Genomic DNA, 12,410 nt, shown 5'->3' with positions numbered 1-12,410 from the left:
GGTGCGTGAATGGGAACAAAACAGATGCTGATCAGCCTGACCTTGTGTGTCGGATTGATCATGGGTATGACCGCAGCAGACCGCTCGTCAATCGCATTAGCTGCTGAAACCCCGAAGCAGGAGGCCGTCAGAAAGATGGGCGAGCTGAACGCGTTGATCACACAGGCGAAAGGAAGTGGAATTGACACCACCCGGGAAGAAAGTGCGGTATGGATGGCAAGTGAGTTTATTAAATACGCAGACTGGGACGCTGCCAACGTTGCCAAGAACAAGGCACAGTTCGAACGAGTAAAAATGTTCCAGAATAACGCGCAGCAGCTTGCGAATGGCCTGCCCAATTTTGAGCGCAGAGAAGTCATTCAAATGCTGGATACGGCCAAATCCGAACTGACACAGGTCATCAACGGAGCTGTGACGCGCCGGGCAGTACCGAAGGTGAACTGGTCGAACATTACGGTGCAGAACGATCAATTCATGTCAAACGGAAAGCCGGTGTTCCTGTACGATTACTTCTCTAAGCCGCTGAATATTACAACTTCCGATCCGACACTGTATAACGAATACTTGGGCAAGCTGGATCATCCGAAGGCCATTAGCCCGATCTTCGCCCTGGACGAGGCCGGGACAATCGATCAGACCAAGCTGGCTGATCTAAAGAATCGCCCGACCAATACAGCCGGATACCTCATGCTGTGGCATGATCCGCTGCCGCAATGGGCAGCATCCAAGTATGGGCCAGAAATATTGAAGGGACAGAGCTTCTTCACCAAATATGACATTGACCACCCTCAGGTACGGGAAATCTGGAAGGATGTCTTCAAGGGAACGATCCCGACGACGGCCGGCAAAAATTACACCAAGCTCGGTTACATTCTCGCCAATGAGCCGCACTGGTTTACGGCTAAAGGGCATTGGGCCGCCGTTTCAAACGTCTCTACGTACACGATGAGCAAATTCAGAACATGGCTTGAGGCCAAGCACGGCACCATTGCAAAGCTGAATGGGCTGTGGGAGACGAGCTACACCAGCTTCAACCAGGTGAATCTTTCCATTCCACTGGATGCGTCCTACGAGAACACTCCAATCCGGTATGACTGGTCACGCTTCAATATGGACCGGGGAACAGAATGGCTGACCTTCCTGCATGATGAGATCAAGAAATATGATCCAGCGGCCCGGACACAGCTGAAGATTATGCCGGACCTCTTCGTCGAGGGCCCTCGTGATCACGGGATCGACTTTGAGGCGCTGACAGAGATGACAGAGATCATCGGCGACGATGCGAAGATCCGCAAGCGTAACATGAACAGCACGGGTCCGGAGAGCTGGGAGTCCAAGTACGCCTACTACTGGGAGGAGATGGCGATGTCGTATGACTTTATGGATTCCGTCAGCCCGAACAAGCCACACTTTAACTCCGAGGTGCATCTGCTTTCGACTACACAATACCGAGATCTGTACATGAAGCCCGAGTATGTTCGCTCCACATACTGGCAAACCACGCTTCACGGCTTGAACGGAGGTCTGACATGGTTATGGGGTCGTAACGCCGACGGCTCGATTGAAGAGCGGTTGCAAAATGCGACAGGCGGCCTTGGTGAGTCGTATGCTGCCTCTGTGGCACAGCAGCCGAGAGTGGCGCAGGAACTCACCAAGACGATGATGGACATGAACGCCTTCTCGAATGAGATCGTCAAATTCCAGCGGGAGCGCAAGCCGGTTCGCCTGTTCTACTCCGAAGCAGCGGCAATCAATGATTATAATTATATGGAGGATCAATTCGATCTGTATGAGTCTATGTACTTTAGCGGGGTACCGCTCGGCTTTGCAACGAAGAACATTATTTTCAAGCAGCCGAACACGGATTGGGATGTCATCGTAGTCCGCAAGACCGAAGAAGTAACCGAAGCGGAATTTAACGCGCTGCAAATTTATCTGGACAACGGGGGAACGGTAATCATTGATGATGTCAGCCTCAAGTTCAATGAATACAAGCGGCCTCGCGCAAAGACCCTGACCGCAGGATCTGGCAAGCTGATCAAGATGACAAACAATGCGGTGTCCGGCATCGCATCCAAGGTAATGATAGAGCTGTCGGCCAAAGGTCAGCTGCCACCGGTTGTCCTGACGGAGAATAATGGCCTGCCATCCAAGGGAGCCTTCTGGCGGGTCGTGCCAAATGGCGCGAACACCTACCTGATGACGATCGTTAACATAGGGAAGAACACATCCAATATCAGTCTGAAAATGGCGAACAATAAAAATGTCACCGTCAAAAACCTGATGACCGGCAAGAGCTCGCCTGCGAGCTTCAGCCTGGGCTCGGAGCAGGTGCTGCTACTGGAGGTTAAGCCGGTGCCATAAAGCACACATGCTAGTCAATTTAAGATAACAACAAGGGACGATCTACCGAAGCTTGCTCGGCGGATCGTCCCTTTCTCTTGTTACCGATACAGCTGCTGCTGGTAATCGCGCGGCGACAATCCGGTGACCTGCTTGAACACCCGGCTGAAATAATAGGGGTTCGGAAACTGCAGCTGCTCGCTGATCTGGGATATGTTTAGCGCTTCAGCGTGCATCAGCTCAATTGCGCGCTGGATTTTCAGCTTGCGGTAGTATTCATTGATCGTGCTTCCGGTATCGGCTTTGAACACCCGCCCTAAATAGGTGTAGTTCATGCTTAGACTGTTGGCAATCCTCCGGCTGTCAAAGGGCTGCTCAATCTGATGCTTCAGGCAGGCCATGATTTTGGAGGAGAGCGCGGAGGCACGGTGCTCGTCCCTTCGCCGCAGATCCTGCTGCAGTAGCTCATACAGCGCCTGATAGAGCAAGCCGTTCATGCGCTCGGTACTGAATGGGGCAGCAGAACGGTACAGCCTCAGCATGGTGTTCAGGATATCGATAAACGACTCCGGTGAGGATAAGGTGAACTGCTTGGGTAGAAAGAGCGGCTCTTGCTCCGCCCGGGGCTGGAACGGTACGAAGGAGACCCAGTACCATGTCGAGCCGGGCGCGACGGGGGCTTTTCCCCAGTGACGGCACTGATTTTTGAGAAAAAAAGCTTGTCCGCTGCCGATCGTATAGTCGGTATCCTCCTCGCACACGGAAACGGCTCCGTCCACGACATACAGCAGGGTATCCATATGCAAGATCCGGTCAACGTGAATCCAGGGCTGCGCCGGCTTGAACACCCCCATCGTAATTAAAGCAGGCAGTTCGCTGCGGTTTATCATGACACGCTGCTCCATTTGCACGGTTCCCCCTTCAGCCTTTCGTTTAGAAACATTGTATATAAGTTGAAATAAGATATCAATTTTGCATTCCCATGTATTTTTAAAGCTCTGACGCTGCACTATCATATGGATATATGGTAAATGCGAAGGAGGAAGTCTGATGGAATTTACACCCATCAAGGTGGAGCGGGACCTGACGATTGTCGGGGGCGGAATGCCGGGCATCTGTGCTGCAATTCAGGCTGCAAGGCTCGGCATGAAGGTGTCATTAATCAACAACCGGGGGTATTTGGGCGGTAATGCGAGCCCGGAGAACCGGATCAATGTAGTCGGTGCCGATGGTGCTCAGGAGTTTAACTTCTATGCACGGGAGTCAGGCATTATGGAAGAGCTGCGCCTCGAGAACCTGTACCGGAATCCGCAGGGCAATGCGTATTTGTGGGAATCGATTCTGCTGGATTTTGTCCTGGGAGAGCCCAATGTATCTCTATTTCTGAATACGAATATTGATAAAGTCGAAACGGATGGAAACGGTAACATCCTGTATGTGTCAGGATCGCAGCTGGGGGCGGAGAAGCGCTTTGACTTTTACAGCCCGCTGTTTCTCGATGATACCGGGGATGGAACGATGGGCTATCTTGCCGGTGCGGAGTATCGCACGGGAAGGGAAGCGAAGTCGGAATTCAATGAACGGATCGCCCCGGATGAAGCGGACGAGAATATGCTGCTGAGCACCCTGTCCTGGTATTCAAAGGACACCGGACGCCCTGCGCGGTTCGTCATGCCGGAATTCGCCAAAAGCCTGAAGGTAGAGGAAGCGCTCCAGTATCGGCAGATTCCAGATCGCATTCCGGGCAATTCGCGTTATGAGGCATACCGAATGCAGTGGTTTTATGAGATTGGCCACGGGAAGGATCCGATCAGCCAGAACGAGGAAATTATGCAAAGCCACAGAGAGCTCGTATACGGAATCTGGAATCATATCAAGAACAGCAGAAATTACGATGCTTCCCAATATGATCTTGAGTATGTGAGCGGCGTTCCGGGGAAGAGAGAATCGAGAAGGCTGATGGGGGATTATATCCTGACCGAAGGAGATGTCGTTGAGCAGAAGGATTTCGAGGACACGATCGGTTATGGCGGCTGGTCGATTGACCTGCATGCGGTCGAAGGTTTTTTCTCGAAGGATATGACGACCCGCCACTTCGTGTTGCGGGGAGTGTATTCCATTCCGTACCGCAGCTGCTACTCCAAAAATGTAAACAATCTGTTTGTGGCCAGCCGCTGCATGTCCACCACTCACGTGGCCTTCGGTTCTACCCGCGTTATGGCTACGCTTGCAATGCTGGGGCAATCCTGTGCCGCCGCTGCCCACTTGTGCAGGAAATACAATGTGCAGCCAAGAACCATTTACGAGCAGCATATGGAGGAACTGCAGCAGCTTCTGATGGCGAATGACCAATACATCATCGGGCAGCGCAGCCATGATCCGCTGGATTTGTGCCGTCACGCCGATATTCAGGTCAGTTCGGTGCAGCCTTCCTTCCTTGAAAGTGCGGATTTCAGCCTGCCGCTGGATGGGCGGTATGCTTTCATTGTGCCTGTGAAAGAGCCAATTCAACAGGTGGCGCTGCGCTTTAGCAGCCAGAGCGAAAGCCGTCTCCGGTATACCGTCTACACGCCGGTGAAGCTGCAGAACTATTCACCGCAGCACAAGTTGTATGAGGGCGAGATTACCGTACCGGCCTCGTCAGAGCTTCGTTGGGTGAACCTGCCGCTGAACGGCAAGAGCGAGAGCGGCAAGCTGTTCATTGAATTTGAGCCGAATGAGTCGATTCAGTTGGGCATGTGCGATGACGAACTAAACGGCGTATTTTTCCTGAAAAAGCATGCCATGAACCGTCGCACGACCTTCTGCGATATAGATACCCTGGAGGTGAAGAAAGAAATGTGGCGAGCGGAGAAGGGGCTTCCTTGCTACCGTACAGGCACGGACCAGGACATTTATAACGGGGGCAACCTGAACAACGGACTGTCGAGAAACCACGGCCTGCCTAACATGTGGCTGTCTGCACTGACCAAAGGGGATGAGTCCATTACCGTGGCTTTTCAGGAAGCTCGGAACGTCAGCCGGATCCAGCTCGTCTTTGACTCCAATCTGAACTATCACTATGACAACCTTGAGATCTATCAGGATTTCACGGTATTCCAGACCCTGGTGAAGGACTATACCGTCTACTGCAAACAGAATGGGGATTACCACGAGCTGATCTCGGTGACAGACAATTACCAGCGCGTCAACAAGCTGTGCTTTGATCCGGTCTGGACGGATGAGCTGAAGGTCGTCTTCCACCGGACCAATGGCGCGAAGAGGATAGGTGTGTACGAGATTCGGGCATACGAGTAGGGCTGTCGCAAGTCTGCGCGCGGCGCAAAGGACGAGACTGTAGAAGCCAAAGTAAAAAGGAGGCATGAATGGGATGGCCAAGAAGCCGCATGTGTTTTTTATAATGACCGATGAGTTGCGGGCGGACACGCTGGGATATATGGGCCATAGCACAGTGCAGACGCCCCATCTGGATGCGTTTGCGAAGGACTGTGCTGTATTTACGAATGCGTATACGAACTGCCCAATGTGCGCCCCGGCGCGCGTAAGCCTGGCTACCGGACGCTACGGCCTCAGCCACGGCGTGCTGGATAACGCCTTCGCCCCGGTGGAGGATGAAATGTCACTCTACAGCACGATGAGCCATCAAGGGTATCATACGATCAACTACGGAAAAATCCACTATAATACGCCGGGCTCCTTCGGCTTTGAGGAGCACTATCCCCGCGGGCAGTTTGCCGGCGGAGAGGTCGGCGTGTTCGGCGTCACGGACCGCGAGCTGTTGAAGAAGAGTGTATATAAGAAAAATGAAGGCGAGGTTTCGCTCGTCATTCACGGAGTGAACCCGCAGAAGCCCGAGGAAACGGCTGATTCGCTGCTGACACAGGCTTATATCAAGCGGCTGAATGACCTGAAGGACAGTGAGCGGCCCTTGTTCCACCGGCTGTCGATCATTGACCCGCATACGCCGTATTTTCCAGTGGAGCCCTATGCGTCGATGTATGACTACCGGGAAATGCCCCTGCCGGATACCTGGAGGGAGGACCTCTCCACCAAGCCGTTGCTGCATCGCTATTACTACCGGGCGCGCGGGTTTAACCGCTTGACGGAGGAGGATTTCCGCAAGAGCATGGCCAGCTATTACGGTCTGGTCACGCATGTGGATGACCGTGTTGGCCAGGTTCTGGCGAAGCTGAAGGAGCTTGGCCTGTACGATGAGTCCATTATCGTATTTACATCGGATCACGGCTCGATGATGGGAGAGCATGGCTTTATCGAGAAATGGGGGATTATGTACGAAGAGGTGTCCCGGATTCCGCTCCTGATCAAGTTTCCTAAGAACATGCTCCAGGGAACCTATGAGGCCTTCGCAGAAATTGTAGACATCATGCCGACCCTTCTGGATGCCGCCGGCATCGACATCCCGGACTGCGTGCAGGGACAATCACTCCTGCCGATGCTCAACAAAGAGCCGGGAGCTGCCAAGAACGAAGTGTTCGGGCATATCTTCACGGGCGGCCTGCAGCGCGAGCCGGCGCTAATGATCCGCAAGGGGCCATGGAAGCTCACCTGGTATCCAGGACAGGAGGAGCTTCACGATCGGCTTATGAATGACCACTGCTTGAAGTTCACGCATATGTTCCTTGAGGACGTCGTGGAGGGCGAACTGTATCAGCTGGAGCAGGACCCCGGAGAATCACATAACCTGTTCCATACTCCGGACTATGCCGACATCAAGGAGGAGCTGCTTCAGCGGCTTACAGAGTGGCGGGACGGACTGGGGCCGTTAGCCGACCTTGAAGATATGCAGCAAGCTCGAAATACTGTGAACAACTACCATTTGATGCAGGGGGACAATTTGGCCAGAATGCAGACCTTGATGAGAGCGGGTGGAACCGTCAAGCAACTGGTACGGCAGGGTATTAAGAAGTAATGATAGTACTACTCTCGCGAGAAGGTAAAAATAGTACTACTATTGTTAGGGTATGTGCATGGCAAAAGGCTCTGCCCAGCAGATATGATGGGAATAAGGCCTCGGATGCCGATATCGGGCATCCGAAACTTTGAAACATCATATTTTGTACTCAGGAGGTTATTTAAATGAAGGATCTGAAGAAGGTCTGGGAAAATCTTGACGTGCTTCATATCAATCGGGAAGCCCCGAGAGCTTACTATATACCGTATGCTAATACAGAATCGGCGAGGAAGGGGAAGCGAGGGAAATCCCCTTATTACCAAACACTCAACGGACAATGGAAGTTCCGCTACCACCGCAGCGTGCAAGAGGTGCGGGAGGCTTTTTACGAGGAGGCTTATGATTACTCCGGCTGGGATGACCTGCTTGTGCCTTCCTGCTGGCAGTCAAACGGCTATGACCAGATGCAGTATTGCAATGTGAATTATCCGATTCCGTGCGATCCGCCCTTCGTTCCGGACGAGAATCCGGCGGGCTTGTATATCCGGGAGTTCAACGTTTGCACCGATTGGAAGGACCAGGCCACACACATCGTCTTTGAAGGCGTGAATTCCTGTTTCTATTTGTGGGTTAACGGTACTTTTGTCGGCTATAGCCAGGGCAGCCGCATTCCGGCAGAATTTGATCTGACCTCCTATGTGCGCAGCGGAAGAAACCGCATGGCTGTTATGGTGCTCAAATGGTGCGACGGCACCTATCTGGAGGATCAGGATGCGTGGCGCTACTCCGGCATTTTCAGAGATGTATATCTTCTCGCCCGCAGCAATGAGCGGATCCGCGACGTGTTCTATCAAGCTGATTTATCTACGGATTACAAGTCGGCCTTGTTGCGCTGTGATATCGAGAGCCAGGGCAGCGTAGAGGTGCAGATTCAGCTGCTGGATGCCGAGGGGCGCGTGATCGGCGCAAGCACTGCCCGGGTGAAAGGCAAGGAAACGCTTCGGTTGGACATTGCAAGCCCTATGCTGTGGAGTGCAGAAAATCCGTATTTGTATTCGCTGCTTGTGAGTGGTGCTGGCGAAGTGCTGCATTTCCATGTCGGGCTCCGTAAGGTAGAGGTGCTGGACGGGGTCTTCCGCATCAACGGCCAGGACATCAAGCTGAAGGGTGTTAACCGCCATGATTCCCATCCAGAGTTGGGACAGACGATTCCGCTGAAGCATATGATTCAGGATTTGAAGCTTATGAAGCAGCATAACATCAACACGATCCGTACCTCCCATTACCCGAACGACCCGAGATTCCTGGATTTGTGCGACCAGTATGGCTTCTATGTAATTGATGAAGCCGATCTGGAGGCGCACGGGGTGTTGCATGCTGGGGATTATCACATGCTCACCAAGAATCCGGAGTGGGAAGCGGCGTTTCTGGACCGTGCTGTCCGTATGGTCGAACGGGACAAGAACCATCCGTCTGTCGTGATCTGGTCCATGGGGAATGAATCCGGCTATGGCGTAAATCATATTGCGATGGCACGTTGGACCCGAGAACGCGATACGACCCGGCTTGTGCATTATGAAGGGGCGGCGCTGAAATATAACGGCCATCCCGATACCAGCTGCCTTGATATGAATAGCAGAATGTACGCCACCGTGCAGGAGATGGTCGCCTACGGCAGCGATGAGAGCCAGACCAAGCCTCTCCTGCTATGCGAGTATAGCCATGCCATGGGCAACAGTTGCGGAGACCTGAAGGATTACTGGCACGTTATCTATGCGTATCCGAAGCTGATGGGCGGCTGCGTTTGGGAATGGTGCGACCACGGCATCAAAACTCAATCCCTAGACGGGCAGATGTTCTTTGGCTATGGCGGTGATTTCGGAGATGTGCAGAACGACGGTAATTTCTGCATTGACGGGCTGGTCAGCCCGGACCGGATTCCCCATACCAACCTGCTGGAGCTGAAGAAAGTTATGGCGCCGGTGCTGTTGGAGGCTGAAGCTGCCGCCGAAGGCAAGGTTCGCGTGACGAACCGCTATGATTTCATCGACCTCTCGGATGTCGTGATAAGCTGGCGGGTCGAGCGTGATGGTGAAACTGTGGAGCAGGGCGAGTTGCCGTCGTTGCAGACGCCTCCTCACGGAACGGAGCTCGTTACCATTCCTTATTCGCTTCCGAATGCGGCGGGACGTTGGTTCCTCAGCCTGTTCGTGACGCAGCGTACAGACAAGCTTTGGGCAGCTTCAGGTCATGAGCTGACCAATGAGCAGTTCGAGCTGCCGGTGCCTGCTTCAGTGCCTGCACCGGCTGCGGAGCTGCGGGTATGGCCGGACATCGCCGTGGAGCAGAAGGACGATGAGGTGATCGTGGAAGGCTTTGATTTCCTTCATGTATTCGATCTCCACGCCGGAGCGTTTACCAAGGTGACCAAGCATGGCGTGCCGCTCATTCAAGGCAAGCCGCAGTTCAGTATTTGGCGTGCGCCGGCGGATAATGACCGCAAGATCAAGGTGCTTTGGAGCAAGGAAGGCTATGAGCGCGCCATGACCAAGGTCTACCGCGCAGAGGTCACCCATGTGTCGGCGAAGCGGGTTCAGATTGAAGTGGACTTCGCACTGACCTGCAACATCAAGCAGCCGCTACTCAAGGGCAAGGCCGTGTGGGAGGTTGACGGTGCCGGAGTCATTACAATGAAGACTTCGGTTCAGGTGCGGGAGGATCTGCCATACCTGCCTCGCTTCGGACTGCAACTCGTCATGCCGGCAGGAAATGAGCAGGTGGAATATTTCGGCTACGGACCTCATGAAAGCTATATTGACAAGCGCCAAAGCGTCAGAAAGGGCAAATATGAGCTGACCGTCGACGATATGCACCATTCGTATGTAGTGCCGCAGGAGAACGGCTCGCGTTACGGTACGGAGTGGGCCTCCGTCAGCAATGCACTCGGCATGGGTCTCCTGTTCACCAGCCCGGGCTCGGAGTTCTCGTTCCAGGCGCTCCATTACACGCCGGAGGATATGACCCAGGCGAAGCATACGCATTCCCTGCGTAGGCGCAAGGAGACGATCGTGCATCTGGATTACAAGATGAACGGGATCGGCTCCAGCTCCTGCGGAACCGATCTACTGGAGCAGTACCAGTTGAGCGATAAGGAGATGGCCTTTGAGCTGCGAATCGCACCGATCCTGACAGAAGACGAATAGCAGCCCTTCAACTTAGCCGTCCTGACGGAGGATATGGGACTGGCAACGGCATCGTTCCCTCTATGGTTGATTACGGTACATAGGGTCTTCCTCAGATCATGTCGAGATGTCAGTCCAACTTGTCGACCCAGATAAGTTGGACACTGATGTAGCAGAAGCATTCTTTCGAGGATCTTGACACTGTTCTATGGGCCCGGGAGGGGATTGAAGCGTTGGCTGTCAGAGGGATCGTAAACGGAGTCGGCAATCATGATTGGTTTCGAAGACGGACGTTTCGGGCCACACAAGTCTGCTACAAGAGCTGAAGCAGCTATGCTTATCTATCGATTGTTTCAGCTAAATACGACAAATAACTAACGACACACAAAGGCCGATGAAGCACAGCAAAGTGCTTCATCGGTCATTCTGTGTTCTAGGCTATTATGAATCTCGAAAGCCAGGTTTACCGGAAATAAATGCGACAAGTCGCAAGCGCAGTTGCTCGCAGATTGCTTGTATTATTGCGACTTAAAAGTTAATAATCCATGATTTGTTCCGCCGTCAATGGTTTGTTTGTTTTCGTTCTGCCATCTTCTCTGTAAAGTACGCCTCCATTCGTAGCTAAGGAATGAGTGAATCCAATAGACTGAATGTTGGCAGTAGTGAAATCCATCGTATAATTTCCGCGTTCAATACTGAACTCGGTATCCGACCGGTATTCCTGCGAAATCATAAGCACGGGTACGACTGGAGTCGTTAGACGTTTGGAGCCTTCAATGTTTGGAGCGTAATCCGAATAATTTCCTGCTCCGTCTCGCTTACTATATTCGATATACAGAAGATCACTAATAGCGAACCAGGCTAGCTTATCTGTTCCTTGTTGTGTTAGTGAAATTTCCCCCTTGAGCTTTACATTTTCAAAACGCCCGCGCTGCCTGTGAACATTATAGGTGTCACCTCCATAAGAAACCGTGACATTGTCATCTGCTTTAAACTTAGCTACATCTGCATGTATGGCGAATGCGCTGTTGACTGCTGAAATATTCGCTAAGGTAATATTGTGGTTAAGTTTAGCATGGGGCTTCAAATAGACCGTTGCAAAACCGTTTGTGTTGCTGATATTTACCAGTGCGATATTGTGTAAGGCTCCCAGATCTGGTCCGGACATGCTTATATAATCCGTATTCTTTCCGCTGCCCGGTTCTAAACGGACAGTTACTCCATTATCTCCGTCAATATTACGCATAAGGACGTTGTTTCCACCAAACATTTGTACTGTGGCATATCCGCCGTGAATCTTGGTAGCCCCTACATTTTGAATCACGCCGTAGGTAGGAACGAGTCCGAATATGGGATTATAGGTTTGTTGGCCATCTACCAATATAGTCCCAGGGCTACCGTCTTGATAGGGTGCTAATACGATAAAGGGCTGTCCCTCGTAATTTCCTGAAATATTAATTCCGGAAACAGCAAAGTTCTTCACATTTGATAATCGAACAGGGCGCTTATCGCCGCCAACATTGCCATTTGTATTAATTTTAAAGCGGCCTGGGCCAATCGATGCTATTTCTACATTCTCGATTCTTGGTGATGTCACAGTTGCCGGGCGAATATCAAACAAGATGTTGCTGTTCATGTTGAAGATGGCATTGCGATCAACCTCCACGCGAGTATTGGATTGGTTGATTTTCATGACGCCTAAATTGTATGTGCCGGCCGCGAATTGAATGATGCCACCGGCGTCAAGCTTTGTTTGAATTGAACTTAACGTATCGCTTGGTGTTACGAGTACCTTTGTTGTTGATGTTATTTTATTTTCAAAGTAAGTCTTACCCGCGTACACGGCCTTGCCAAGTCCTTGATAAGTTACGGGATCGGCTGCTTTAGCAGACTGTGGAACTTGAAGAGCCATAATTGCTAATGCAGCAATTATGGTCAAGCATACTTGTTTGAACAACATTTTGTTTAGCATC

The 12,410-nt window shown here is 52.1% G+C and carries 7 protein-coding genes; 5 read left to right on the top strand and 2 right to left on the bottom strand.

The annotated features are described in order from the left end of the window. Positions 1–9 precede the first annotated feature (9 nt). Complete coding sequence (locus KJW29_RS18915; RefSeq protein WP_214625736.1) at positions 10–2,364, top strand: beta-galactosidase; 2,355 nt, start codon at positions 10–12, stop codon at positions 2,362–2,364. 80 nt (positions 2,365–2,444) lie between these two features. On the opposite strand, the gene KJW29_RS18910 is transcribed toward KJW29_RS18915, so the two are convergent. Then, a complete protein-coding gene (locus KJW29_RS18910) occupies positions 2,445–3,248 on the bottom strand; it encodes a helix-turn-helix domain-containing protein (protein WP_214625735.1) in 804 nt (267 codons plus the stop codon). A 145-nt stretch (positions 3,249–3,393) separates the two neighbouring features. Here KJW29_RS18910 and KJW29_RS18905 point away from each other — a divergent pair, with 145 nt between their 5' ends. From KJW29_RS18905 to KJW29_RS36840, 4 genes are all read left to right on the top strand, one after another. Further along, the gene (locus KJW29_RS18905; protein WP_214625734.1) at positions 3,394–5,640 is read left to right on the top strand and encodes an FAD-dependent oxidoreductase; all 2,247 of its coding nucleotides are present in this window, start codon (positions 3,394–3,396) and stop codon (positions 5,638–5,640) included. 73 nt (positions 5,641–5,713) lie between these two features. Next, positions 5,714–7,273, top strand: coding sequence for a sulfatase-like hydrolase/transferase (locus KJW29_RS18900; protein WP_214625733.1), 1,560 nt, complete (start codon positions 5,714–5,716; stop codon positions 7,271–7,273). 167 nt (positions 7,274–7,440) lie between these two features. Beyond that, complete coding sequence (locus KJW29_RS18895) at positions 7,441–10,458, top strand: glycoside hydrolase family 2 TIM barrel-domain containing protein (protein ID WP_087568997.1); 3,018 nt, start codon at positions 7,441–7,443, stop codon at positions 10,456–10,458. A gap of 246 nt (positions 10,459–10,704) precedes the next feature. Further along, a complete protein-coding gene (locus tag KJW29_RS36840; protein WP_371822916.1) occupies positions 10,705–10,815 on the top strand; it encodes an S-layer homology domain-containing protein in 111 nt (36 codons plus the stop codon). Between the two features lie 157 nt (positions 10,816–10,972). Here the strand turns inward: KJW29_RS36840 and KJW29_RS18885 are convergent, their stop codons facing one another. Beyond that, positions 10,973–12,409, bottom strand: a complete 1,437-nt coding sequence (locus tag KJW29_RS18885) for a hypothetical protein (RefSeq protein ID WP_209071888.1) — start codon at positions 12,407–12,409, stop codon at positions 10,973–10,975. Between the last annotated feature and the right edge of the window lies 1 nt (position 12,410).

Source organism: Paenibacillus agaridevorans (assembly GCF_018604145.1).
Taxonomy (GTDB): Bacteria; Bacillota; Bacilli; order Paenibacillales; family Paenibacillaceae; genus Pristimantibacillus; species Pristimantibacillus agaridevorans.
This window is presented reverse-complemented; position numbering and strand designations above follow the sequence as displayed.